The organism is Clostridium sp. OS1-26 (assembly GCF_030915445.1).
Lineage (GTDB): Bacteria > Bacillota > Clostridia > Clostridiales > Clostridiaceae > Clostridium_AM.
On sequence record NZ_CP133264.1, the window covers coordinates 5,033,869 to 5,059,978 of the forward strand.

Genomic DNA, 26,110 nt, shown 5'->3' on the forward strand with positions numbered 1-26,110 from the left:
GCACCAAATTAGAGATTTGGGCTCTCTGCTTTTCTTAAAGTTGGGGATAAGTGGCGCTACGGCCTTGGATAACGACTTCTAAGCTTCAGTCCGGAATGTAATTCAATTTTCGGCCTTATAGCTCTATAATTATTTTTTGCTTAAAGATTTTTCCTCTAATTTTTTCAACTCATTCATTATACTTATGAATTCTTCACTTTCTCTAATTATATCAAATATAGGTTGTTCAAAAATCTTGAATATATTTTCATATAAATTCATTGTTATTGTGCGAGTTCCAACAGGAATTTCATTAAAGCACCAAATAGAGCTGAATTTAGCTGGTTCGTTTATATCATTCTTCCTTAAATCTTCTATCATATTGTGTAACATATCTATCGCTTTTTTTCTTCCATTAAATTGCAGATACGTTTCAGCAAAATTTAAATACTCCATTGACAACCCTAATGCCGGATATCCATCAGGAGAAAGAACTTTTTTCACATTGATAGATAGGTTATAGTATTTTTCTATTATGTTTAAATCCTTTTCTTCTTTCATAAATGAGTTGGCCAGTCCCATACATACCATACCTACATCATTGATACTTTTATATAAACTACCTTGCAGCAGTTCTCTTGCTTTTTTCAGTTCATTCTTATTAATATATATACTAGCAAGTAAAATATCAGGATCATGCTTGCTTTTATTTATTTTATTCAAAGCCTCAATAGCTTTATGTTCTTCTCCTAGTGAGGGATACAATGCACCAAGCTGATATAATGCCGCTTCAACCAACTCTGTTTTACTGCAGTTTTCAGATACATCTTCATATAATTTAATAGAATAATTCATCATATCCTTACGAATTTCTTCATCTGAACTCTTCCATGAATACATTGTAAATAAAAATCCTATTCTAAGTTTTAAATAATAACTAGATGGATACTTTAATATATAATTCTTGCACTTATCTATTGCCTCATCTAAAACACCACTGCTAAATAGTCTCTCACATTCACTAAATATTTTCATAACTTCCTCATCTGAAAGTTCGATTTTAAAATTTAGTAATCTATCAATTGTAATATTAAAAAATGTTGCAATCACTGGTAATAAAGTTATATCTGGATATGAGCTCCCACTTTCCCATTTCGAAACTGCTGCTGTTGATACTCCAATAAAGTTTCCTAATTGTTCCTGAGTAATTCCTTTTTCTTTTCTTAGTTTTAAAATAACTTCCCCTATTAGTAGTTTATCCATGCTTAATCACTCTCCTGATTTCATTTTGCTTTAAGAGCTCTTATACTTTTATTGTAATTTAATTTTCTTCATATACCAATAGATACATAGTTGAACGCTGTACGATAAATTTAACCGCTAGTTAAGTTACAGCTAAATTTAGATAAAACAATAGAACATCGGAGAAGTACCCCGATGTTCTATTGTTTTTATTTATTCATTCCTGTATAGATGAAAATAGCATCTCTTAGAAAGGCTGCTAAGCCTGGTTGATTCTTATCATAATATGCTGTAAATCTCTCATCATCTACATACATTTGAGCAAGTCCTGCATGTGCTTCTTTGCTGTAGTTAGGCCAAGAATAACTTAACCACTGACGATGCAAATCTGCAGCTTTCTGTGCAAGTTCACCAGATGGATCACCAGTTTCAAATGCTTTGCTTAGTGTATCAATTACATCACGTCCAAGCTTTTCTAACTCAGCATATTGCTCCTCTGTCATGTTTTTTAATTTAATATTTAATTCATCTACTGTTTCATTACCATATTTTTCTCTAATTTCTTTACCATACTTTTTCTCATTTTCATCAATCATCTTTTGTTTAAAGCCTTCAAATTTTTCTTTATTACTCATTTTAATTCTCCCTTCCGTTGCAGCTATTGTTTTATCAACATTTGTAATTAACATGTTTAATTGTTCGCGTTTCTCAAGAAGCTTTTCACGATGTTCTCTAAGTGCAGCTGTACCATCAAAGGAAGGCGAAGTTATTATTTCCTTAATACTTTCCAGGCCTACCCCTAGCTCTCTATAAAATAGTATTTGCTGTAATCTATCTACTTCTTTTTCTCCATAGATACGATATCCTGAGGAATTTATTCTTGCCGGCTTAAGAATTCCAATCTCATCATAATATCGCAGTGTCCTAGTGCTGACACCTGCCATTTTCCCTAGTTTTTGCACCGTGTATTCCATGTGTACCCTCTCCTGTATTCTCAATATGCATATTAAGGCTATCAGTCAGTATGCCTCCTGACAACATTAATATACACCTTTACGCAACGTGAATGTCAATAAATTTTTTGAAAATATAAGTAAAATGAAAAGGTAACTTCTTGTTTGCACTACTTAATTCGTGTTTCATGGTTTTAGTCTTGCGCGATATTTGTTACAATAACATTGGTTTAAGGAGACATGTTCGCTATAAATGCAAGGAACGAAAGAAAGGTATGCTAGAGAAGAACCATGAATACATACGTTATGTGATTCCAAAAGGGCAGAGCCTGGATTCCTATAATCAGAGAGATGCAACTGTTTTAATGAATCATGTCAATAGTGAAGCAAGAGACAGTCTAAACGGCTGTACCCCGTATAAGCTGTCTCTCATGCTCCTAAATAATAAACATTAATTTCTTTAATAAAAGTATATAATTAAAGATAATTTAAATAGGTTTTATCTTATAGTAAATTGTAAACCCACATCGGTAATTCTAAGCGAGCAGTTTTAAGCGGATCAACAATTTGAGATATTTGAACATTTCCACTTAAACTAAGCAGGGATATAGCCTCAGCTGCAATCATGCCCTTGGAAACTAATATATCTAACATATTTTTAGTTGCAATTACAGTTGCAACATCCAAGGATACATCAGAAGCAATTGTATAAATGGCATCCTTTGTGAAAACTACTGGAAGGTTATAGGACCGACCTTTAATAACCTCTACTGTAACAGTTATTTCACCAGGGACCTCGGCTCCGCAAACAGAAACCTCACCATCACCCATAATAGTGTGTATGTCACCCATAGCTAAAAGAGCTCCAGGCACTTCAACAGGTAGATAAATTGTTGCTCCAATTCCAATTATTTTGGAATCCATATTTCCTCCATGTATTCCTGGTGTACCACAGGATATGGAAACTGTTTTTGGAGCAGTACCGATTACTCCAATCATGGGTTTGATCGGAAAACTAATTTTATCTGAAAATACCACTTGCTCGTTTACTATTGGAAGAATTTTAATGAAGGTTTTCTTTAAACTATCACCTAAAATTCCCATGTCTGGACCAGTAACCATAACGGCCTGATGACCAACCTTAATATTTTGGATTTTAACAGCCAAGGTATCGCCTGGCATTGCTCCTTTAATATATACGGGCCCTGTAGCAGGATTGATTCTATTCCAATCAAGCTGGTGCATAACAGTGTCTTGTGATTGTATTTGATTTTCAAAGCAATCAAAGGTTTCAAATACAATCTGACTTCCTGATTCAACCTCAGCAACAGGGACATTGTCTTTGCTCATAGCATAAATTATATTTTTACTTGATACTCTGTATATTTCAAATTCCTCCTTTCTTTACTTTCTTAAAAGATACGAATTCAACCCAGCATTTCGGCTACCAATACATGATCAGTGCCATTTTCCTTATAAGTCTTGCAATGAACTATGTAATCTGTTTACATTCTTTATTTTATGCTCTAAAATGTATGTAATCAATAATAATATTGTATTGAATACATTTTTAAGGAGGTGAAGTGATGCCAGTTAATTCCTTTGAAGATTATCCTATGAACTGGAAACCAGACAAAGAGAGGCTGAAGTATCCTTACTACCTGTCTCTTGCAGAGCAATTGGAGCACGATATCAAGAATGGTAAACTTCAGGAAAATTCCAAGCTCCCACCTCAAAGAGAGCTTGCTGATTATTTGGACATAAATTTTAGTACCATTACACGTGCTTACAAACTGTGTGAAAAAAAGGGACTGATTTATGCAACTGTTGGTAAAGGAACTTTCGTTTCGCCCCATATTGGGGTACAAACAACCGTTGTAAGCCATAAAGATGAAATGGACATTGAAATGGGAATGGTACTTCCTTTTGACGAGGATAACCGCATTGTTCGCGAAGTTGCTTCTGAATTGCTTGCAAAACCTTCTGCCGAGCAGTATTTCGATTACAGCTTTCCCCTGGGAAGTCCGTTTCAGAGGAACATGATGAAGAAATGGTTGGAGGACTTTGGCTGCTCAGCAGATGCCGATCATATTTTGATTACCGCAGGAGCTCAGAACGCACTATCTATTGTGCTGACTTCACTCTTCAGTGCAGGCGATAAAATTGCTGCCGATTCCTACACCTATGCTAATTTTATCGGTCTGGCCAATATGCTGAATATCCAACTGATTCCCGTTAAAAACGATGGCTTGGGCATAAGTCCTTTGGAACTTGAAAAGGCATGCCGACTGACCAGCATCAAAGGGATATACCTCATGCCCTCTTGCAACAATCCAACCAATCAGTGCATGGGCGCTAAGCGAAGAAGTGAATTAGCCAAGGTGATAACGGAACAGGATATGATTGTGCTGGAGGATGACAGCTATGCCATTTTATCAGAAGAGAGAATCCCTCCCTTGGCGACGCTGGTTCCTGATCGGGCAATTTACATCAATGGTTTTTCAAAGCCTATCAGCACCGGGTTAAGGGTGGCCACCCTTTCCTTTCCGGAAAGATTTCGGGTGTTACTGGAGAGAGGGCTTCTTAACATAAATCTCAAAACGCCTTCACTCAACATAGAAATCGCCGCGGAACTGATCCGTAGCGGGGTGTATCGGGAAATTCTGCAAAAAAGCTAGAGCGTGCAGTCTGCCGAAATCAGCACTATCAGGAAATTATGAGCTCGTTTCCTCATATCATTTATCCGCGATCATTTTATCAGTGGTTTCCAATACCGAGGAACTGTACTGGCAGAGCGTTTGAAACTATGATGGCCGCCCAGGGAGTCAGTGTATATGGCTCAGAACGTTTTGCGCTGGGCGACACAGAAAATAATCACTTTATCCGCATTGCCACATCCTCGCCGCAAGATGTGAATAAATTACGCGAGGGGCTGCAAATAATCAAAGAGGGCTGCCTCGAACTTAGCCAAAAGGATACCATGTTCATTGTTTAACTTTCACCTACTTGTCAACGCCGGTGGACAAAACAGAAGAAATTACCCCCGCATCTCTTCACTTCGTTAAAAATGTATTCCATACAATATTGTCATTGATTACATACATTTTAAAGCATAAAATAAAGAATGTAGCCAGATATTGTATGGAGATAGATGTATAACGAAGGAGTGTTTAAGATGTCAATGATTTATTTACCTAGTTGCAAATTTACCGCTTATTCTATGGAGGCCAGCAAGAAAATAAAGGGTTATCTCTCAGAGAATTATGATATTCAAATTGGTGGATGTTGCAGACCAGGTCACAAGAAGCTTACGAATCATGATACAGTGGTTTATATATGTAATACATGTGCTGCATTTTGCAGGGAAAACTCTTCTGCCGAAAAAGTAATTTCTATTTGGGAGCTATTGGATAACGACAAACAATTCCCATATCCTGATTATGATCACAGAAAAATGGCCGTACAAGATTGCTGGCGTGTATATGACAATGATTCTCAACAAAAAGCAATCCGAAGAATCATACAAAGAATGAATATTGATATTGAAGAATTAGATGAAAACTATAATAAAACAAGATTTTGCGGAGTTTCGCTCTATGAGCCGCTGCCTAAGCAAAATGGAGATTTTGCACCAAAGCGTTTCATCGAGAACGCAGAAAGTTTTTTTCTTCCGCATACGGAAGAAGAACAGATAACATTAATGAAAAAGCACTGTGATACAATTAATGCTACTGAAGTTATTTGTTATTGTATTGGCTGTATAAAGGGCATCAACCTTGGAGGGAAAAAGGGCATACACTTATTAGACCTCATTTTTGGATTAGATCCTAAATAATGATAGTGTCATTCAAGACAACGTGCATGACAGCATGATTTTTGATATGACGTAACCAAGCAGAAAACGGAACGTGAGTAAAAAAGCGGGATGGTATCAATCAAAGTACCATCCCGCTTTTTTCGGAAGGTCGCCTACTATGGATCTATGTCAATATCTTGGACACCAAAAGTTGAACAAATTATGCAGATTTTCTAGCTAAGTCTTCACATTTTTGTGGAGTCATATATCCAATGCTGCTATGCAGCCTTCTTATGTTTTACCAGGATTCTATGTATTCAAAAATAGCAAGCCTAGCAGAATTAAAATCTAAGTATGTAACAAGATTTACCTCCTACTTCTTAAGGGATGCACGGAAAGACTCTATACAGGCATTGTCATAAGGACATCCCTTAGAGCTAAAAGAGTGAGTGATTAAATTAGTGTTTACTATATATTCTTTAAAAGCGGAGCTTGTATACTGACAGCCTAAATCGCTGTGAAGTATAAGATTATTAGTTGGCTTCTGAAGCCTTACGGCATTTTTTACTGCCTGTAGTGCTAATGTAGTATCAATTGATTTGGACATGGCGTAGCCTATTATTTTCTTGCTATATAGATCCATAACCGAGGCTAAATAACACCATCCATCCTTGATAGTATGAATATAGGTTATATCAGTTATCCATTTCTTGTTGATACTCTCAGCTTGAAAGTCTCTTTTGAGTATGTTTTCTTTTTCTTCTATTTTATGCTTAGAAGTATATGGTCTATATTTCTTTGTTATTACAGATTTTACTCCGATTTTCTTCATCAACCTTTGAGTTCTTTTTATGCTAATTGTTACACCAATTGCATTTAGAGATGCGTGTATCTTATGAGCTCCATAACGGCCCTTACTAGCTTTGTGTATATCTATAATTGCTTTCGCAATGTTATTATTCTCTAAATCTCTTTTGCTAGGCTTCTTTCTTAGGTATTGGTAATAAGAGCTCCTAGATACCTTAAGAACTTTGCACATTAGTTTAATATCATGATATTTCTTGTTGGCTGTGATAAATTCAATTACCGATGTTACTTCCTTGCGAATATGCCCATAGCTTTTTTTAGTATTTCATTTTCTTCTTCAAGCTTTGCCATTTTCTTAAGCATTGCTTGATAATCTGCCGCTGTTATTGCTGTATCTTTACCTATAGTTACAGGTTGGGTTTTTTTAATCCATACAGTTATGGTTGATTTAGAAGGGGCATATTCACTACTTAACTCTGCTAAAGTCTTTCCAGAGTTGTAAAGTTCTATTATTGTATTTTTAAATTCTTCTGTATATTGTTTTTGACCTCTTGCCATTGTAACACTTCCTTCTCTTTTCTTTATTGTAAAGTGTTCGGCTTTTCCTGTCTACAATATTATACTAACATCATAGTCTGTCTTAAATTAAAACGTCGCAAGCTTTTATTGTTTGTGACGTTTAATGCGTAATATTATCCTTTAGTACGTGGTTTTAAGGCATAATGGCAGTTTTAGTGGATAGATAAAAGTTATAGTTAGTGTTTCCGCTAGTTACTACAAGTATATCTCCTGTTACAATATTAGCATCGCTTCCTAAAGTATTGTGGTTCTTATCATGAAAAGTTAAGGTATATGAATCGGCATTAGTAAAGGCATCTATTAAACTTGATACAGATGTTCCTACCGGTATGTCTATAAAGTTACCAGCCATAAAACCAAATGAGCTAGGAATTCTAAGTGGTTTATAGTTTAATTGTTGATAAACAGGTAACTCTACCCCTCCTAAATTATAAATATTATCTGGTAGTACAATCGTGCCAGATATTTGCACATCTTCTGTTATACTTAAATCTTTTGGTATATTCCATTGAACAGGTAAGTTTACAGTTCCATTTGTAGTATCAATGCGCATAATTGAAGGTAAGTTCAAACTATTCGCCACGTCAGCAACAGGTACCGCTATTGGTTGAGGTGGAATTATACTTAATAACGAACTTGAGTTTGATGGTGCTTTACGTATGATACTAAAATAATAAGTATGTGTGTATAGTCCATCGGAGATTTGCAATGAATCTCCATCATTTACAATACCGTCATATACTCTTTCGTTATGTCTGTCTACGACGATTGCAGACATTTTGTCTGTGAGCTTTGCACCGTTGTAGCTTAAGTTACCTATAAGTTCCTTTATGGTAGTAGCCGGAGGTATGTTAACTATCTTGTTATCTCTCACTGTCCCTAGATTACTTTGAAGTCCCGTCCCTTCATATTTTACTGTCTGGGTTACATTTAACTTTATGCTTGTGGTATTTAAAATACTTGGGGGTAATACAATTTTACCGCTTAGTTGAGTAGTTGTATTTATACTTACGCCAGAATAATTAGACCACTGTAATGGTACTAACATAGTTCCTTCCGTAGTTGTAACTAATATATTAGATGGTAAGTTTAAATTACTTACTAAAGTAGGTTCATGTATTGTTATGTCATGAACTGATCCTACCGATACTATGTTTGAGGTTTCATTACATGTTTTTTTAGAATAAGTTTTATTATCCGTTAGTCTATTACCTTCATTATATAAATAAATATTTTTTGTACTTGTTATGCCTGGTAACGAATCTGCAAAAACTAATGTGTTCTGTAATAACATTGCTGAAGTAATTAATAATGGTGCTATTATTTTTATTTTCATATTTATCTCCTTTCCACCCTTTTTACAATATAATACTATTTTACCATTATACAATATAATAGTAAAAATTAAAATAACTTGAGCCTTATTTATATATATCTTACTGTTCTAATTTAACGATGCATAATATACCACATAGGTAAAGATCTAGGTTCTACCAATCCTTACCTATATATAGTTTCTTCTGTTTTCTTGGTGTCTATCATGCTTTTTAATTCTGTATATTGCTCTGTAGTTTTCTATAGCAAATTAAATTAAGCCTGCATTAGATAATAAAGCATTCCCCACAGCAGTTTTATATTCTGGAATTAAGATGTCGTCTATCTTAAAAGGTTCATTGGTCTTTGGATTTATCTCCTGTGTGCTTATTTTTTTAACTAAATTATCTACTAAATACTTCTTTATCAGTTAAAGGATGGTGAACCCTCTGTATCCATTGCCAGAAGCATTGATAAGCATCCAAGTACTGTTACAAAAGAAGTGAAAAAATACCGTTACTTTCCCCAAAGAGAGGATCAGAAAAAAATACTTCAGTGTGCCCATTTTAAGAGCTGCCAGATGCGCTTTATTCAGCCCAGAAGGCTGATGAATCTTCTCATGCCCTTTTGGTTTCCTGTAGAGATGGCATTAATCAATCTCTTGTTGATATTGCCTTACTTGATGAGCTTATTTCACCCTTGTTGAAGCAGGGCCAATCACTAGCTCATATTTATGCTAATCATGGTCATGAAATCCCTTGCAGTAGGAGGACTCTTTATAATTATATTGACAAGGGAGTTTTTACTGCCAAAAACATTGATTTAAGGAGACGTGTCCGCTATAAATGCAAGGAACGAAAGAAAGGTATGCTAGAGAAGAACCATGAATACATACGTTATGTGGTTCCAAAAGGACAGAGTCTGGATTCTTATAATCAGAAAGATGCAACTGTCTTAATGAATCATATCAATAGTGAGGCAAGATACAACCTAAACGGCTGTACCCCGTATAAGATGTCTCTCGTGCTCCTAAATAATAACCTGCATAAACTCCTTAAGCTGGTGGAAATACCGCCTGATAAAGTCACTCTGCGACCCGAACTTTTGAAGAAGTAAAATACGAATACATGGTGAAATCCACTGCCACGAACATAGAAAATCAAGTGTTTTAAGGTTCCTACAAAAAATAATAAACATTACTTCTTTAATAAAAATATATAGTTAAAGACTATTAGGAGAGTGTTAAAATGGTTAAGAGTTATTATTAAATATGGTCAGTCATTAGGATATATAAAACAATTTAGTTAACAGAGCATAAAATCATTTCTTATGGAATAGAAAAGAAAACTATAAAATATAAGAATGGTATCAAGTTCAATATCGTTAAAACAATAGTTATAATCAAACTTATTTTACCTAACTTACTAGGAAACATCCTTTTGGATATAAAAACTGCAATAACCCCTAGTATACACATAAGTAGTGTGAAACCAGGTGTAATGCCCATAATAGTTTTGGCATGAAAGAATCCAAACACCATAGTAATAAATGTAGCTAGAGGAACTATAATAGCACCAATACTAAGTATTCTAGCACGATTTTTAGTTAAATTTGCATTATCCATGTTTTATCTCCTTGTAATATATCATTTTGAAGTTTTTTATTTTGTACATCAATTATCTTATTTCCATAACCATATCCCACCACTTCCAGTCACTAAATAAAAATTGTTTCCCCTCACAAGCATATACATCCCGCTCTTGTAATTATGCATGGTGATATGAATACATATTACCACTCTTAGCAGGATCCACCTTATCAAATAGGTTCTGAACTGAGTGATATCCTACTCCGTACTTTCCGGTAGCCGGTGACCATAATTTGTAAGCACTTTGCGCATTTACTACTGTAGTTTGGTAAGCTGAGCTTCCTTCTTGATACGCTGTAACTCCACTAACCGTTATTGATGAAGGAATCCCGCTTGGGAAGTGCTCTGGGCTAATATAAAGTCTTAGATCTGCTATATGTCCGGTTGCTTTTAAGTATTGTACTACTTGGGCACAATCTTGGTGATCGGGGCTTGTATCTGTATAAGATGTAACCCTAACCATAGTTGCAGATGGTCCACCATAATCATATATCCAATCTTTTATTGCATTGAATATAGTTGTTTTATTAACATTACAAGTATCATCTTTTACACCAACTCTTATAATTGCATTTGTTACTCCTAGAGCATTAATTGCTCTCTGTTGCTCCTCATATCTAGCATTTGACATTTCAACTGCGTCCATATATGAACCTACTGTATACCCTTCTCCTACTGGATTATGATATCTTCCATGAATACCGCACCAGCATGGTTGTGGAGGTGAAACGTTCTCATCTAAGTTATTAATTATATATCTTGCTGAACTACCAGAACCATCTGTAACCAACATAACAAAAACATTATGTCCTACTGCTAAATGATTTTTGATAGCCATTCCCATAGATAAAGTTTCGTCATCTTGATGTGGTGATACAAATAATACGTTTGCCATAATATAATACCTCCGTCAAAATCGTAGTAGTTTACAGTTTCCATTGATTTTATATAAAATTTATATAAAGGCTCATCATTACTTACTAATTATACAATTTACTACAAAGAAAATAAAGGAACATTAGAAGGTTTATAGAATATATAGAAACTAAAGGAGGGTTTCATCATGGAACTTACATCAGATGAGAGATTTTTATTACTAATGCTTAGCAAAGAAGAAGACCATAAACTTGTTTTGGATGAAAATAGAATAATACCCAAAATAAAAGAAATAGGTGACTTATATTTAGATAAGGATTCTTATAATTCTATTGAAGATACAGATGATTTAGCAGACGAGTTAACAATTAGCCATGTTGCCAACACAGATTCTGAATTTTTAGGTGGAGTACAAGCCTTAGATTTTTGCCAAAGAGTAGATGGTCTTACCTTGTATCCACTAGTTAAGCTTTTTTATGATTTAAAAAATCCAATTGATAATGGCGATGAATATATGTTTAAGCCTTTAAGCGATGAACGTATATTTGAATTTATAGAGGAATGTAACACTTTCGGTATTTTAGACCAAGGGTTTTATGATGATGATATGGACGATATTCTTGATGAAGATATACCTGGCAAAAATATGACCTACTTAAATTAAATGTTGTTAATATTCACTATGAAATAAAAATCTAAGACATGTCAATTTCTTAAATGAAATGATTGACATGTCTTTGTTTTATCTGGGTTTATGAAGTTATTCCTTTATCCTTTTTCAGAATATGATCACTTGTCCATTCAACAATAAAATTAAGTACATCAAATAAATATTTATCTTGGTCCTCGTCCACTTTTCTTAGATCAACATTATTTACTTTTTTAATAAACTCATCATGTTCAAGCTTTTGGGAAAAAAACTTCTTATAATGAATACTTGCCATATATTCTTCTTCTGATCTAAAATGATAAACTGCATACTCTTTAAGCTCTTCTAAAATTGCAACGATTTTATCATATTTGTCCACACTAAAGTCATCCTTTAATACGGCATAGGCTTTTCCTGCTATATTAAATAATTCCTCATGTTGCTTATCAATTTCCGGCACACCAATTAAATATTCATCTTTCCATTTCAACATAAGTTCCCCTCCTAAAACCTTGTTATATAATTTTTATCCGATGTCTCTTTTACCTGTAAGTTCAATATGTTCTTCTTCTACTCCAGATAAAGCAGCAAATACTTCTACTATAGTTTTATCCCCTATTTCCTTGCTGTACTTTTCATAATATTCAACGGCATGTTTTTCTCTCTTACAAGCCATTTCCAGCAATATATCATCACTGTCATACTTTGAATAATCCATATCTCTTAAAGCAGGATCATCTTTAAAACCACCTATTTTTTTATGTATTCTTGCATGCATATACTCAATTCTTGATAAGGCCTCAAATATTTTTTTAACTTTTTCATCTTTAGCAATTTTTGATGCTTTCTTGTAAAAATCCCCATTAAATATTTCTAATTTAACAGCATGGTCAACTATTTTTAAGGCATTATCATCAAGTTTACTTTTACCATAATCAAACTCTTTGCCATCTATTTCCAAATATTGTTCTGGTGCACCACAAAATGGACAATATTTTACATCCTCTTTACTGTTTGAACTAAGAAAAGCTTCTTTATTGAAGTTATAATTCTTATCATTAATCTCCATACCACAAATTACGCATACTAATTTTTCCATAGCTCCATCCCTTTCTTCAATTAGCATAATAATCATAATAAGTATACCATAATTTTATGAAATATTACCCATAATCTTAATATTTTAATCCATAATTTGCGTGTTGATGTAAACCTTATTACTGTTTATAATTATGATTGCAGTTCGAAAAAATTCCTCACTAAGTGCATTCAATCCATTATAAAAGGAGGATTTATATAGTGAAAAGATATAAATCATTATTTCTTGCTTCCTTATTTGCAGTTGCTACAGTAGTTACACCTATGAGCATGGTAAGTGCTAGTATAGTACAAACGCCAATTACAAGAGTTCAAGCAGAGCAAAGAGTTTTGAGTATGATTAATCTAACTTGGACATACTCTAATACTCAAAACGGTACAGTTTCTTCTGACTATGCTTCAAGTATTACCCAGCCGAGTCAATTTGCTAACCTTACCGTTGCTCAAGTTACGGGAATCCCATATGACTGGGGTGGACAGGATAGCTTAGACTCAAATTCAATTGATGCTCCATGGGCAAACTTTTTAGACGCTATTAATAAAGGTGCTTATGCTGGCAATGTTAACACAACTGCTGGTCAACAATATGTGCCTACTACTGCCGGAATTGATTGTTCTGGATTTGTACAATCAGCCTTTAACATTCACGATTACAAGTTATCAACTTCAACTATGTTTGATAAGTATTTTGTTAAAATTAATCTAAGTGATATTAAGCATATGGACATATTGGACAGGCCAGGTGATCACGTAGTTATATTCGACAGATGGGGTTCATTAAATGGAATACAAGGTGCTTTCACATATGAATCTACTTATGAAGATGTCTTTGGTGGAATACAAGGTACAAAAAGATATTTCTTAACTATGGATGATATCAATAATGGATATATTCCAGGTAGGTATGTTAACATCGTTGAAGACAGCTCAGGTGATTCATCTACATCAAATTCAGTTAGTGCAGGGACATTTGGTCAGATAACAAATGTAAATAGTTATGCAAATTTTAGAGCTAACCCTTCAACTAGCGCTAATATTATAGGTACTGTTCCTAAGAATACTATTGCATATTTAATTGATTATTCTAACGGCTGGTATCAAATAAAATATAATGGACAAGTAGGTTGGATATATGGCAATTTAATTGCTCCAGTAAAAAGTGGTGAATATGTAACAGTAAACAATTCTACTTATCAGCTAAATATAAGAAGTAATCCTACAACGATATCTTCTAATATTATGGGAGTGCTAAACCAAGGCCAATATGCTCAAGTACTTGATTACTCTGTAGATGGCAGTTGGATGAAAATCAGCGTTAATGGAGTTCAAGGATGGTCATCTAGCAAATATCTAAGCTATATAAATTAAAGAAAAATTATAAGTATCTTTTCAAGTACAGCTTTTACGAGCTGTGCTTTTTTATGTTTATACACATCATTAAATGGAATATAATTATTTAATTTAACATAGTTATTAATACTAGGGAATACAAGCTTTATTTTACATCTGCTTTAGTTTTACTTTAATTACTAAAGTGATAACCTAAAAAACATTATTTAGTATAGGGGTTTGTGTATGAGAAGGGATAGATTTTTAAAGAATTCACTTATATTAATTAGCTCTAATTTAATTACAGGCGTATTCGGTTTTATATTTTCTATAATTTTATCTCGTGAATTAGGTGCTGAAGGAATGGGCCTTTATGGTCTTGTAATGCCTATCTATGATTTATTCATATGTCTTATATCTGGAGGAATGGTCGCAGCTATATCAAGGGTTGCAGCATTATATTTTTCTAAAGACGATTTCAGAAACTTAAACAGATCTATAGATATTTCATTATTATTTGATTGTGTATGGGCTTTAATTATAGTAAGTTTCGTATTTGTTTATGCTCAGTACATAAGTGTTTATATTATAAAAGATGTGAGAACTATACATGCTATACAAGTTATGTGTCCTGCTATGCTTTTCATTGCATTATCCGCAATTTTAAAGGGATATTTCTATGGTACTTCCAATATTAAAATACCTGCTTTTATCGATATTTTAGAAAAGTTTTTAAGAATAATTATTTTAGTAACTATAGTAACTCTCCTTTCACTTGATGATGTTAAAAACACCGTAACTGCTGCTTATGTAACATTGACAGTTGGTGAACTTGTAAGTTTTGTCCTTCTTTATATTGCTTACAAAATTAAAAAATCACATTATAAATCAAACTTTGCCTCAGCTGAAGACAAGCTTCAGCTTTTATTTAATATACTTGTTATATCTTTTCCTCTGTGCTTAAATGGTTTTTTATCAACAGCTATATCTGCTGCATCTGCTTTAATAGTACCAAGAAGACTTGTGAGCGCAGGAATAGAATATAGTACGGCATTGTCCATGATTGGTAGATTCAAAGGTATGTCTTTAAATATAATCTTTTTTCCAATGCTCATAGTTATGTCAATTTCAACTGTGCTTATACCAGATCTCTCTGAAAAAATAGAAAAGAAAAATTACTGGGATGCAGAGCATAGGATATCACAGGTTTTAAAAATAGCTTTATTACTAGGTATTACTACTATGGTAATATGCTTAAATATGCCTAATTCATTAGGAGAACTTTTCTATGGCAGAAAAGACCTAGGATCATATATTAAGTTTTGCTCCTTTGCCGCTCCTATTGTCTTTGCCGCTGCTACCACCTTTGGCATATTGAATGGATTAGGAAAGCAAAATATAATTTTACGTAATTCACTAATTGTAGCATTCGAGGAATTGTTTCTTTTGTATGTACTCACAGGAATATCATGGATAAACATTTATGGTTGTGGTATATCGCTCATAATAACCTCCATCACAACCTTAGCATTAAACTTATACGAAATAAAAAGAATATGTAGTTTAAACATTACCAAATATGATATATTCATAATGACACTTTTGGGAATACTTCTTTATTTTGTACTAGCTATATTAAACAATGTATTACCTTCACAAATGTTTGCACTTAAAAATCTATTCATGATAGCAATTGCTTTTCTCATATCACTTATTTTTACTTTATATATAATTAAAGACAGATATAGATAAGCATTTTACAGAGAATCCTAACATTATAAAAGCTGCAATTACCTAATCTGGATATAACTTGATCTTTTGGCTTGACAAAGGAAATTTGAAGTGTTATTTTAATAATAAAGTTATATAAAGTATCCTTCGGGGTTGGGTGAAATTCCCTATCGGCGGTATAGCCCGCAAGCCATAAGGCAGATTCGGTTAAATTCCGAAGCCGACAGTATAGTCTGGATGAAAGAAGGTGAATGTAAGTATACGTATTTTTAGTATGTATGTTCATTATGTTTTTAGGTCCCCTTAAGGTTGCTTAAGGGGACTTTTTATGTGTAATTTAAGTAAGAGTATTCAAAATAAAACAACTCATTAAATAAACAAGTAATTACATAAAATAATATACATACAATTTTAAAAATTGGAGGTACTTTATGTAAAATTTATTATAACTTGGAGGAATCTTAAATGAATCAATCATTATTAACTCAATTCGGTAATTCTTTAAACCGTGTAGAAAAAGCATTGGACAATCTTAAAAAGGCAAGGGAGTACTTCTTGTTGACGATGAAAATCGTGAAAATGAGGGAGATCTCATTTTTCCTGCTGAAACTATTACAACATCTCAAATGGCTATGTTAATTAGAGAATGTAGCGGCATTGTTTGTCTTTGTCTAACAGATGAAAGAGTTAAGGAATTGAATTTACCTCAAATGGTATCTAATAATACATGTAAGCATGAAACTGCATTCACTATCTCAATTGAGGCTAAAGAAGGGGTGACTACAGGAGTTTCTGCTGCTGATAGAGTTATTACAATTCTTACTGCTATAAAAGATGACTGCAAACCTGAAAACTTATGTCATCCTGGTCACGTTTTTCCACTTCGTGCGCGTACAGGTGGTGTTTTAGCTAGACGTGGTCATACAGAAGGCACTGTTGATCTCATGACTTTAGCAGGATATAAACCTGCAGGAATTTTATGTGAACTTACAAATCCTGATGGAACTATGGCTCGTCTACCACAGATAGTTAATTTTGCCAAAGAACATGATATGACTGTTGTTTCCATTGATGATATTGCAGAATATAGAAAGAGTATGCAAAAGGCTAAAATAAAAAACACCATAGCTTAAACCCTATAATTTCAGCCTGTTGATAAAATATTTTATCAACAGGCTTTTTAAGTTTTAACACTTCAGTATTTATTTTTTGAGGTTTAATCTTCCTGCAATTTATTTTTTAAATCTCGAATATATGTATCTTGTATCTTATTTAAATTCCAAAATAAATAAGAAATAATTCTCACTATAGGATTTTTAATAAAAATACTTTCCCTAATTACTAATTTTGTTCCACCTATTTCAGTAGGATAGAAATATCCTGTCCAATTGCCATAAAACATTTTATTTTCCATATTAAAATTATATTTTATATGCTCTGTCTTTTCACTGAGAGTAAATTTGGTATAATTTTTATTATCGTAATACTCCAACCATTGACTTCCATCCTCAATAACTTCTATCTTTTTTATATCAGAACGCCATTTGCAATCTTCGTTATTGGTTACAGCATTCCAAACAGCATTCACATTTGATTTAAAATATACCGTTTTTTCAGCTATCCTTGCTTTTGCCATACCTTGCCCTCCTTAATTTTGCAATATATTTCAATATCATTTCCTTCGCTATCTTTAAATTCCAATACCCAGTTGTTTTGAATAGCTTCCTTTCAAAAATCTTCATAAGTAAATTTTAACATATTAAGTATGACAACTGTATGTCATATCTAAATCTTTTATAGGCTACAATATGAGATTGAGTCATTATTTCTGAATCTAACTGAAACTCTTTTATTTAAAATTCACTTTAGAATAAAATAATTCACATATCAAAATTGTACATATTAATTATGAATCTTTATATGCATTTTAAATAGAAAACGTTTCAAAAATTTGAAAATCAAATAACTCTTGTAAAGAGATTAGAATCCCAGTAAAATATCATTGTCGCAATAATACAATTAATGACTAAGGAGGAATAATCATGCTCAAAATTTTATTAGCAGCAATCTTAGTTACAGGTGTAATATTTTTATTTGTACTTGTAAAGGACTACATGAATAAATCCAAGCAAGGTGAACTTGGAAATGAAAGTTTTTTAACATCAGGCCTTGTGGGAATGTTTGCAAACTTTTTCGACACTTTAGGTATAGGAAGCTTTGCTATCGAAACTTCATTATTTAAAAACCTAAAACTTGTAGGGGATAAAAAAATACCTGGTACATTAAACGTTGGTGCTACAATTCCAACAGTTTGTGAAGCCTTAATATTTTTAACAGTAGTACAAGTTGAACCAATAACTCTTATAAGTATGATTCTAGCAGCTGTAGCTGGTGCTCTTATAGGAGCTGGGATCATATCTAAACTAAATGAAAAAGCTGTTCAAGGTTCCATGGGACTTGCCCTTGTTTGTATAGCACTCATAATGATAGCAGGACAATTAAATCTTTTCCCAGTTGGAGGAACTGCAATCGGCTTATCTGGTGGAAAACTCATAATCGGAATTATAGGTAATTTTATATTTGGTGCTCTTAATACTCTAGGTATAGGATTATTTGCTCCATGTATGGCTCTAGTATTTGCTTTAGGTATGGATCCAAAGGTTGCTTTCCCAATAATGATGGGCTCTGGTGCAATACTACTTCCATTTGCATCCTTTAAATTTATAAAAGAAGGTGCTCACGCTCCTAAGACTTCTCTGGCTATTAATATTATGGGTCCAATAGGTGTCTTAGTAGCAGCTTATCTTGTTAAATCTCTACCACTTGCTACATTAAAATGGTTAGTTATCGGTGTAGTATTGTATACAGCATTTATAATGTATAAATCCTTTAAATCCAACAAAAATAAAACCTCAGAATTAGAAAAATCTGCTTAATAAAAAATAACACTGATTTTACATCAGTGTTATTTTTTATTTATTTACTTAATTCTTTTTAAAATGAACCTTGGTATAAGTCTAGTTATTTTTCTTGGCATACTTTGTAAATCCCTCTTAGTGATGCCTCCAGTTATTGTTAATCCCATCATATATACAAGCACACCTACTATAACACATACTATAGTTAGAGATGTATTAAGAAAGTATCCTCTCTTTGAAAAGCCAAGTGGATATTTGAATACATAGTTCACAACAAATACTGCTCCTCCCATTATTGCAGAGGCAAAGAAAGGTTTTAAAGCATGAACTACTATACTCAATCTTACTCCTAGAGATCTTCTGATTATTCTATGATTCAAAATTATAGGAACTAAAAATCCAACTACACTTCCGCCTATTGCTCCTAGAATATTTATGCTTGGTATAGCAATTAAGAAGTAATTTGTAACTATTTTAAAAACTATTCCTATAACAGAATATAGTGTTGCAGTATAAAGCTTTCCTATACTTTGTAATATTGTAGTTTGTATTTGCATTATCGACATCAATACTAAAACTATTGATCCATATGTCATTATATATGATCCTCCCCCAAATTTGAGCATTTGGAAAACTGGATCACTTAGTACTGCAAGTCCTACAGCACAAGGTACAGCAATTAAAAAGCAAAGCCTAAAGGAGTAATTAATTTTATCTTTTACTTGCATCTTATCTTTGATAGCAAAAGCTGCTGATATTGCTGGAAGTATTGCCATAGATAGAGAAGATATTATAGCTATGGGAACATTTAAAAGCTGTTGGTATTTTGTTAAAAATCCATACAGTATAGTTGCTTGTATTTCCGGTACTCCACCAGCCATTAATCTAACCTTGGTATTGTATAAATCCACCAAATTTCCTGCATATGTCATACCAACGCATACAGTAATAGGTACTCCATATTTTATAATCTTTCTTACTAGCTGTTTGGTAGTAAATCTTCTTATTTCTTCATTTATGTCGTCTTTATGTACTCTAAACTTTTTATTTTTTTCATAATAAAACATTAAAAATGCAGCAGATATTAGCGCACCTATAGATGTACCTATAGCTCCTCCTGCACATCCAGCTTCAACGCCATACTTTATAAGCATAGCCGCAAACAACAGTGAAAAAACAGTGTTGGCAACTTGCTCTATTACCTGTGAAACAGCTGTAGGGGTCATATTTCCTCTCCCCTGAAAATATCCTCTATAGGCGGAAGCTATTGATGTAAAGAGAATTGCCGGTGCTAATGTTAACAGCGAAAGATAAGCTTTTTTATAATGCACAGCATTGGCAAAGGGCCCTGCAAAAATAAGCAATATCACTGACATGACAACACCAGCTATAAGTAAAATAGATCTGGCTATTTTAAAACTTTTTACTGCATCTTTATAATTTTTAACTGCTATAAGCTCAGATACAAGTTTTGAAATAGCCACTGGTATACCTGAATTTGTCAGCACAAATATAAATACATATACCTGATATGAAGCCCCATATATTCCGTAGCCTTCATCACCTATAATTATTCTTAAAAATGGTATATACAGTAAGGACAGTATCTTTACCATCATACTTGCCACAGAAAGTATAGCAAAACCTTTAGTGGTTGATTGTTCCTTCATTTTAAAAACTCCCTATCCTAAGCATAATTAAGTAAAGTTAAAAGTTGAATATATTAGAATTTCTCAAATATATCATTCTTTATCTTTTTAAATACTGGCGGTAAGCTTTCTGCTATAGTCTTGTTTTCTAAGTAAGATAATTTTTCTGGACAATCCTTAAATATAAGCTTATATGCATATAAAAACTGATAGTTTAGCCCATATTTATTAACAAAAAAGTTGTTTAACTTTGATATTCCGTATTTAGCGTCACCTATTATTGGATTTCCAAGATGGTTCAAGTGAGCTCTTAACTGATGACTTCTTCCTGTCAATAGTTCTAATTCAACCAATGAATATGTTCCAACACTTTGAAGAGTCTTTACTCTAGTAGATATTTTTTTTGTATCTTTCTTTGGTGAATCAAAAATTTTGGATATATTTTCATCCTCATTTTTAGATATATATGCTTCATACAAGCCATCTTTTACTCTTCCCTTTACAACAGCCATATAGTACTTATCTATTTTTCTTTCTCTAATCATTTCATTTAATAATCTTAGTGCTTCAAAGTTTTTTCCGTATATAACGATACCAGATGTGTTTCTATCAAGTCTATTGCAAGGTGCTGGAGTAAAAGTTACTTCCTTTTCCGGATTATAATCTCCTTTATCATACAAGTATGAAAGCACATAATCTGTTAAAGTAGAATCTCCTTTTTGCTATCAGAATGCACCAATACACCTGGCCATTTTTCTACTATTAGCATATTTTCATCTTCATATGTAATCTTTAAAAAATTACTTTCTATTCTAGTAAATTTTTCTTTCTTTTCACTAGAAGATATGTCTCTTGTCTCTACTACATCACCTTCAACTAGAGAATACTTTTCCTTAACCTTTTTTCCATTTACTTTTACGTCACCTTTTCTTATAGTCTTATATATAGCACTTAAAGGAACATCCTTAAGCCATTTTCTCATAAACTTATCAATTCTTTGTCCTGCCTCATTTGGTCCAATTTCAATTCTCATGTAATCACTCCTAGTATTTTATAATAATGTTCTGCATTATTCTTCAATTTTATCTTCATATTGACATTTTAATATATTAAACAACATCTAATTATATACTACTATTGTTACCAAAATCAATACATATAAATACTAATATTTTATCCAGTAACTACCACACGCAGCACTCCCATTAGATATACTGAATAATGCATCTCTAAATAAGTTCTTCTAAGGCCTAATTGAAGAGAGATACTCTTCATAAGTAAGCTCCACTTGATCCTAAGAATCACTTGATATTAGCACTAAAAAAGTACCCTATATAAAATATATAAGGCACTCTTCTGATTAAATAACTATGTAAGGTTATAACTTAGAAAGTTAACTTGCACAAAGGGATATGTTTCTAAAGCTGAAGGTAGATTTAAAAACTTTGTGTCAGTCTTAGTGAAGTGTTTTAAGACAACCTTAGAATCTTAGATAGTGTCTGAGCGTAGCGAGTTTATCTAAGTTCTTAGGTCGTCTAAAACACAAGCTTTAGACTGACTAAAAGTTTTTAACGGACTGAAGCTTAGAAACATATCCCGACGTGTAAGTTAACTTTCGTTTTTGTACACCTACATATTATTTAAGAAATTCAACGGCTGCCTGACATTGTATTGCAACTCCAACTGCAATACAATCCTCATCAACATCAAATAAGCTTCCATGAGCTGGATGAATTATACCTTTGCTTTCGTTTCTAGAGCCTAAATAATAAAATGCCGAAGGTCTCTCTAGTGAAAAATATGCAAAACTCTCTACTCCCATACTTGGGCTTTGAAGCATCTTTATATTATCTTTTCCTATAACTTTTTCTGCAGAGTTTAGAAGTATATCCACAGCCTCATCGTTATTGTACAAGCAAGGATAGCTTTCTTCAATATCTATTTCGCACTGTCCTCTCATTGAATGTACTATACCCTCCACAACTTCCACAAGCCTCTGCTTTACATAAGCTCTGTGTTCTGTTGTCATTACTCTTATAATACCAGATATAGTCACTTCTTCAGGTATTATATTTGGAGCAGTACCGCCATGAATTGAACCTATAGTTAAAACTGCTGGATCTGTAGGTGGTAATTCTCTACTTATAATATTTTGAAGAGCTAAAACTACTGAGCTAGCTATAACTATAGGGTCAACACCTGTATGTGGACGTGCTCCATGTGCACCTTTTCCCTTAATTTTTATTGCAAAAGGATTAGATGCTGCATTTACCACACCAGTTTTTACACCTATTTTCCCTGTTTCCAAATTTTCTTCTACATGAAGTCCAAACACCATATCTACATGAGGATTCTCTAATACTCCCTCATCTATCATTACTTTTGCTCCCCCTGTTGTTTCCTCAGCTGGTTCAAAGAATAATTTTACATTTCCTTTTAATTCACTCTTTATACTATTTAAAACCTTTGCTGCTCCAAGAAGGATTGTAGTATGAGCATCGTGTCCGCATGCATGCATTCTCCCTTTAACTGTTGAAGCATAACCACAACTCTTTTTATCTTCAAGAGGAAGGGCATCTATATCTCCTCTAAGAGCAACAGTTTTTTGTCCATTACCTCTTATTATTCCACATATGCCAGTACCTGCAGTTTCTATATATTCTATGCCTTCCTTTGTTAAAAATTCCTTTATTTTATCAGAAGTTCTATGTTCTTCATAACCTAACTCTGGATGCATATGAAAATCTCTTCTTAAGTCCACTAACTCTTCTTTAATATTACTTGCTAATTTTAGAAAATCTAGTCCCATTGCCATCTCTCCAATCTGTATAATTTAATTCCAACCAAGCTCTATAACATCTCCGTCTAGCAGTTTATCATGATATCCAACATTTTTCCCATTTAATAATAGATATAAACTGCCTTTCGATATTGTTAAGTCAAATTCTATATAGTTGAATATATCTATAAATATATAGTCCTTTTTACCTTTTAAAATTACAGGTTCTTTATTAACTATCACCTGAATATAATCCTTAGCCGTATTTGTGCTATTTTCTTCTACCATACTAGCAGCAGCTTCTTGATGTATTTTTGTATCTTCACTGTTTTTCTGCATGTTCAAGCTATCTAAACTTTGCTTTTCTTCATCAATAACTTTTTGCTCTACTTTATCTTCATTTTCTTTTGTATTTTCACTTTCTGTAACTTCCTCATTTGCCTTGGCTTCTTCCACTATCAATTCTTCTTTACTGATTCTGTATATTCTGTCCCCTTCATTTATGGTACAATCATCAGAAAGTTCCTTACCATTTAAAAAGTAGTTGAAACTTAAATTGTTATCTGCAAAATACTTCTTGTAATCTCCTAGAGCTTCTGGATATATTATTTCAACGTCATCATTTTCTTTAATTTGCGCTTCTAAATCAGCTCTTTCACCATTAATATGTGTAACTGGTTCTAAATTTTCAAGAATATCATTAACAAAGAAGCTTATCGAGTGAATTTTTCTTACATAGTCCTTAATTTTCGGACATGCGTCATTTCCATTAATAGCATAATTTATTTCTATGCTATCTCCTTCTTTTACTTCTTCATCGATACTGCACTTTTCACCGTTTACCTTAATTTCTGCGTTACTTGCAAGTGTTCCAAAGGCTACTCTTTTTATACCATTCAGCATAAACCTTATATTCCTGCCATTCTTCCCAATCAACACCTTTGGATTTACTCCGGCTTGCATCATAACATCCATTATTGTGTGTTTATGAGAATTAAATAGACTAATGACATTATCATTTAAAAATATATCTATAAAATCATGTCCAAGCCTTTTGATTGAAACTAAAGCAATTCCCAAAACAGTAACACCAATACTGCCTAATGAATTATCCTCACATACACAATCTGTAACCGCATCTCTTCCCTTTATTCCTATTCTTTGAAGAGGTATATTTAGTTTTTCTGAAAGAAATTCTTTTAGCTTCGGCGTATGGGCTCCTCCACCAACTAAAAATACCGCATTAGGAGCTTTATCTCCATTTAATTCTATTATCTTGCTTCCTATTTCCTCAGCTATTTTTTTAACGGATGGACTTATTAATTTAATTATCTCTTCTGACGCAATTTCATTTTCAAGACCTAATACATCAGTATATGTAACTTTTTCTTTTTCGCTGCACTGTTTTTTTATAATTTCAGCAGTATTAAAGTCTACTAAATAGTTCTGTGCTATAATTTCAGTTATTTCATCTCCAGCCATAGGAACCATTCCATAGGCGCTAATAGTATCTTTACTACTTATAGCTATATCTGAAGTTCCAGCACCTACATCCACTAATGCCAAATTTAAAAGTCTTAAATTTTTAGGTATTGCTGCCTCCATAGCTGCTATTGGCTCTAATGTAAGACTTATAACTTGAAGTCCCACTTTATCCATTACGGAGTAAAGGCTATCTACAACGGATCTTGGAAGAAATGTAGCTATAACTTCTGCTGCTATATTTTCTCCCTTATGAGAAAGTAGATTACTAATAACATATCCATTTAAATAATAATTTTTTACACTATAGCCAACACAATACAGCTTGCCTTCTGTCTGATTATTAATTTTTTCTTCTGCTGCTTTAACAGCGGTTAACTCTAAGCTTCTAATTGCATCCTTGTCAATTTCTTTATCATAGTCAATTTTCAGTTCAGATTTACAAACTACTGTCCTCAGGAATCTTCCTGCCGCTGCAATTGCCACACATTCCATTTTTACATTTAGCTTGTTTTCAATCTGTTTTTTCACAGTACTTACTGCACTAGCAACTAACGATACATCGTGGATTTGCCCATCCACCATGGCTCTTTCTTCATGTTCCACGCAATACTCAGCTACTACATGAAACTTCTTGTCTTTTATAATACCTGCAGTACCTATAACTGAGCGTGTACCAATATCAAGTGCAAATATTAAATCTTTTGGGTTAACATTATTACCGTCCATAATAGTACCTCTTTTTTTATAATTTAAAAGCTCATATTCTAAGAATATGGTCTATTGTCTTAATAAAATTATAATTAATTATGAAATGTTTGTAAACTAGCCTATATGAATGAATTTATTAAGATTTAAATCATAAAAATATTTAATATCATATAAATTATTTTTGACGTATTTTTGACGACAAAAATAATTCTAATTAAAAAGCTCTGGACTACTCCAGGGCTTTATATAGTTCTATTCAAATTTATATTTTAAACAGTATCCATTTACATGTACTTAACTCGTATTTAATTTCAAATAGCTTTTGTGCTCCATTAATACAGCCTTGTCAGTTAAAAATAAGCATATGATTACCTGCTAGCTTCTCTTTATTCCTGGTAATAATCTTATCTATTTTTATAATAATAGTCTCATCTTTTTCCCCATCTAACCTAAATCTTACGGGATTAGGCACTCCGTTTTTATCGAACCATGCTACCATATCTATTGATCTTACAATAAAAATATCATACCATAGAACTTTGAGTATTACTATTTATTGAACAAGTTTGT

At 33.0% G+C, this 26,110-nt stretch carries 19 protein-coding genes, 3 pseudogenes and 1 riboswitch; of the genes and pseudogenes, 8 read left to right on the top strand and 14 right to left on the bottom strand.

The features are described 5' to 3' along the window. Nucleotides 1-129: 129 nt before the first annotated feature. From RCG18_RS24965 to RCG18_RS24975, 3 genes are all read right to left on the bottom strand, one after another. A complete protein-coding gene (locus tag RCG18_RS24965) occupies nt 130-1,242 on the bottom strand; it encodes a helix-turn-helix domain-containing protein (protein ID WP_308038680.1) in 1,113 nt (370 codons plus the stop codon). A 188-nt stretch (nt 1,243-1,430) separates the two neighbouring features. Next, nucleotides 1,431-2,195, bottom strand: a complete 765-nt coding sequence (locus RCG18_RS24970) for a MerR family transcriptional regulator (protein WP_308038681.1) — start codon at nt 2,193-2,195, stop codon at nt 1,431-1,433. A 483-nt stretch (nt 2,196-2,678) separates the two neighbouring features. After that, a complete protein-coding gene (locus RCG18_RS24975) occupies nt 2,679-3,524 on the bottom strand; it encodes an acetamidase/formamidase family protein (protein WP_308038682.1) in 846 nt (281 codons plus the stop codon). Nucleotides 3,525-3,760: 236 nt separating this feature from the next. Between RCG18_RS24975 and RCG18_RS24980 the strand changes: the two genes are divergently transcribed. The 3 genes from RCG18_RS24980 (at nt 3,761) to RCG18_RS24990 (ending at nt 6,009) form a co-directional block, all read left to right on the top strand. After that, entirely contained in the window at nt 3,761-4,852 is a 1,092-nt protein-coding gene (locus tag RCG18_RS24980) for a PLP-dependent aminotransferase family protein (protein ID WP_308038683.1), read from the top strand. Between the two features lie 128 nt (nt 4,853-4,980). Next, complete coding sequence (locus tag RCG18_RS24985) at nt 4,981-5,169, top strand: hypothetical protein (protein WP_308038684.1); 189 nt, start codon at nt 4,981-4,983, stop codon at nt 5,167-5,169. A gap of 180 nt (nt 5,170-5,349) precedes the next feature. Next, nucleotides 5,350-6,009, top strand: a complete 660-nt coding sequence (locus RCG18_RS24990) for a hypothetical protein (protein WP_308038685.1) — start codon at nt 5,350-5,352, stop codon at nt 6,007-6,009. A 181-nt stretch (nt 6,010-6,190) separates the two neighbouring features. On the opposite strand, the pseudogene RCG18_RS24995 reads toward RCG18_RS24990, so the two are convergent. From RCG18_RS24995 to RCG18_RS25010, 4 genes and pseudogenes are all read right to left on the bottom strand, one after another. Beyond that, a pseudogene (locus RCG18_RS24995) lies at nt 6,191-7,335 on the bottom strand (IS3 family transposase). A 154-nt stretch (nt 7,336-7,489) separates the two neighbouring features. Beyond that, the gene (locus RCG18_RS25000; RefSeq protein ID WP_308038686.1) at nt 7,490-8,692 is read right to left on the bottom strand and encodes a hypothetical protein; all 1,203 of its coding nucleotides are present in this window, start codon (nt 8,690-8,692) and stop codon (nt 7,490-7,492) included. A gap of 1,305 nt (nt 8,693-9,997) precedes the next feature. Continuing rightward, nucleotides 9,998-10,294 (bottom strand): hypothetical protein, encoded by a 297-nt coding sequence (locus RCG18_RS25005; protein ID WP_308038687.1) that lies wholly within the window; start codon nt 10,292-10,294, stop codon nt 9,998-10,000. Between the two features lie 142 nt (nt 10,295-10,436). Next, nucleotides 10,437-11,213 (bottom strand): PIG-L family deacetylase, encoded by a 777-nt coding sequence (locus RCG18_RS25010; RefSeq protein WP_308038688.1) that lies wholly within the window; start codon nt 11,211-11,213, stop codon nt 10,437-10,439. Nucleotides 11,214-11,381: 168 nt separating this feature from the next. Between RCG18_RS25010 and RCG18_RS25015 the strand changes: the two genes are divergently transcribed. Continuing rightward, nucleotides 11,382-11,858 carry a hypothetical protein gene (locus RCG18_RS25015; protein WP_308038689.1) on the top strand — a complete coding sequence of 159 codons (477 nt, stop codon included), beginning with the start codon at nt 11,382-11,384 and terminating at the stop codon, nt 11,856-11,858. Nucleotides 11,859-11,946: 88 nt separating this feature from the next. On the opposite strand, the gene RCG18_RS25020 is transcribed toward RCG18_RS25015, so the two are convergent. Together RCG18_RS25020 and RCG18_RS25025 are read right to left on the bottom strand one after the other, a co-directional pair. Continuing rightward, nucleotides 11,947-12,336 (bottom strand): hemerythrin family protein, encoded by a 390-nt coding sequence (locus tag RCG18_RS25020; RefSeq protein ID WP_308038690.1) that lies wholly within the window; start codon nt 12,334-12,336, stop codon nt 11,947-11,949. 33 nt (nt 12,337-12,369) lie between these two features. Then, the gene (locus RCG18_RS25025) at nt 12,370-12,942 is read right to left on the bottom strand and encodes a ferritin family protein (RefSeq protein ID WP_308042109.1); all 573 of its coding nucleotides are present in this window, start codon (nt 12,940-12,942) and stop codon (nt 12,370-12,372) included. A 200-nt stretch (nt 12,943-13,142) separates the two neighbouring features. Here RCG18_RS25025 and RCG18_RS25030 point away from each other — a divergent pair, with 200 nt between their 5' ends. From RCG18_RS25030 to ribB, 3 genes and pseudogenes are all read left to right on the top strand, one after another. After that, nucleotides 13,143-14,309, top strand: coding sequence for an SH3 domain-containing protein (locus RCG18_RS25030; protein WP_308038691.1), 1,167 nt, complete (start codon nt 13,143-13,145; stop codon nt 14,307-14,309). Between the two features lie 207 nt (nt 14,310-14,516). Next, nucleotides 14,517-16,022, top strand: coding sequence for a stage V sporulation protein B (spoVB, locus tag RCG18_RS25035; RefSeq protein ID WP_308038692.1), 1,506 nt, complete (start codon nt 14,517-14,519; stop codon nt 16,020-16,022). Nucleotides 16,023-16,140: 118 nt separating this feature from the next. Continuing rightward, a riboswitch (FMN riboswitch) is annotated at nt 16,141-16,254 on the top strand. 212 nt (nt 16,255-16,466) lie between these two features. After that, nucleotides 16,467-17,134, top strand: a pseudogene (gene ribB, locus RCG18_RS25040) (3,4-dihydroxy-2-butanone-4-phosphate synthase). Between the two features lie 83 nt (nt 17,135-17,217). Here ribB and RCG18_RS25045 read toward each other — a convergent pair. Next, nucleotides 17,218-17,637 (bottom strand): hypothetical protein, encoded by a 420-nt coding sequence (locus RCG18_RS25045; RefSeq protein WP_308038693.1) that lies wholly within the window; start codon nt 17,635-17,637, stop codon nt 17,218-17,220. Nucleotides 17,638-18,043: 406 nt separating this feature from the next. On the opposite strand from RCG18_RS25045, the gene RCG18_RS25050 reads away from it, so the two are divergent. Next, complete coding sequence (locus tag RCG18_RS25050) at nt 18,044-18,937, top strand: sulfite exporter TauE/SafE family protein (protein ID WP_308038694.1); 894 nt, start codon at nt 18,044-18,046, stop codon at nt 18,935-18,937. A 44-nt stretch (nt 18,938-18,981) separates the two neighbouring features. Here RCG18_RS25050 and RCG18_RS25055 read toward each other — a convergent pair whose 3' ends face one another. From RCG18_RS25055 to RCG18_RS25070, 4 genes and pseudogenes are all read right to left on the bottom strand, one after another. Continuing rightward, complete coding sequence (locus tag RCG18_RS25055; RefSeq protein WP_308038695.1) at nt 18,982-20,589, bottom strand: polysaccharide biosynthesis protein; 1,608 nt, start codon at nt 20,587-20,589, stop codon at nt 18,982-18,984. A 53-nt stretch (nt 20,590-20,642) separates the two neighbouring features. After that, nucleotides 20,643-21,601, bottom strand: a pseudogene (locus RCG18_RS25060) (RluA family pseudouridine synthase). A 603-nt stretch (nt 21,602-22,204) separates the two neighbouring features. Next, nucleotides 22,205-23,377, bottom strand: a complete 1,173-nt coding sequence (locus RCG18_RS25065; protein WP_308038696.1) for a M20 family metallopeptidase — start codon at nt 23,375-23,377, stop codon at nt 22,205-22,207. Nucleotides 23,378-23,401: 24 nt separating this feature from the next. Next, on the bottom strand, nt 23,402-25,558 hold the full coding sequence (locus tag RCG18_RS25070; RefSeq protein ID WP_308038697.1) for a rod shape-determining protein: 2,157 nt from the start codon (nt 25,556-25,558) through the stop codon (nt 23,402-23,404). Nucleotides 25,559-26,110: the final 552 nt, after the last annotated feature.

What these genes read in the sequence shown, in the direction of transcription:
- RCG18_RS25070 (WP_308038697.1), bottom strand. Translation starts at nt 25,558, where the DNA reads ATGGACGGTAATAATGTTAACCCAAAAGATTTAATATTTGCACTTGAT.
- RCG18_RS25020 (WP_308038690.1), bottom strand. Translation starts at nt 12,336, where the DNA reads ATGTTGAAATGGAAAGATGAATATTTAATTGGTGTGCCGGAAATTGAT.
- RCG18_RS25005 (WP_308038687.1), bottom strand. Translation starts at nt 10,294, where the DNA reads ATGGATAATGCAAATTTAACTAAAAATCGTGCTAGAATACTTAGTATT.
- RCG18_RS25045 (WP_308038693.1), bottom strand. Translation starts at nt 17,637, where the DNA reads ATGGCAAAAGCAAGGATAGCTGAAAAAACGGTATATTTTAAATCAAAT.
- RCG18_RS25015 (WP_308038689.1), top strand. Translation starts at nt 11,382, where the DNA reads ATGGAACTTACATCAGATGAGAGATTTTTATTACTAATGCTTAGCAAA.
- RCG18_RS25025 (WP_308042109.1), bottom strand. Translation starts at nt 12,942, where the DNA reads ATGGAAAAATTAGTATGCGTAATTTGTGGTATGGAGATTAATGATAAG.
- spoVB (WP_308038692.1), top strand. Translation starts at nt 14,517, where the DNA reads ATGAGAAGGGATAGATTTTTAAAGAATTCACTTATATTAATTAGCTCT.
- RCG18_RS24990 (WP_308038685.1), top strand. Translation starts at nt 5,350, where the DNA reads ATGTCAATGATTTATTTACCTAGTTGCAAATTTACCGCTTATTCTATG.
- RCG18_RS24985 (WP_308038684.1), top strand. Translation starts at nt 4,981, where the DNA reads ATGATGGCCGCCCAGGGAGTCAGTGTATATGGCTCAGAACGTTTTGCG.
- RCG18_RS25055 (WP_308038695.1), bottom strand. Translation starts at nt 20,589, where the DNA reads ATGAAGGAACAATCAACCACTAAAGGTTTTGCTATACTTTCTGTGGCA.
- RCG18_RS25000 (WP_308038686.1), bottom strand. Translation starts at nt 8,692, where the DNA reads ATGAAAATAAAAATAATAGCACCATTATTAATTACTTCAGCAATGTTA.
- RCG18_RS24970 (WP_308038681.1), bottom strand. Translation starts at nt 2,195, where the DNA reads ATGGAATACACGGTGCAAAAACTAGGGAAAATGGCAGGTGTCAGCACT.
- RCG18_RS24975 (WP_308038682.1), bottom strand. Translation starts at nt 3,524, where the DNA reads ATGAGCAAAGACAATGTCCCTGTTGCTGAGGTTGAATCAGGAAGTCAG.
- RCG18_RS25050 (WP_308038694.1), top strand. Translation starts at nt 18,044, where the DNA reads ATGCTCAAAATTTTATTAGCAGCAATCTTAGTTACAGGTGTAATATTT.
- RCG18_RS25065 (WP_308038696.1), bottom strand. Translation starts at nt 23,377, where the DNA reads ATGGGACTAGATTTTCTAAAATTAGCAAGTAATATTAAAGAAGAGTTA.
- RCG18_RS24980 (WP_308038683.1), top strand. Translation starts at nt 3,761, where the DNA reads ATGCCAGTTAATTCCTTTGAAGATTATCCTATGAACTGGAAACCAGAC.
- RCG18_RS24965 (WP_308038680.1), bottom strand. Translation starts at nt 1,242, where the DNA reads ATGGATAAACTACTAATAGGGGAAGTTATTTTAAAACTAAGAAAAGAA.
- RCG18_RS25010 (WP_308038688.1), bottom strand. Translation starts at nt 11,213, where the DNA reads ATGGCAAACGTATTATTTGTATCACCACATCAAGATGACGAAACTTTA.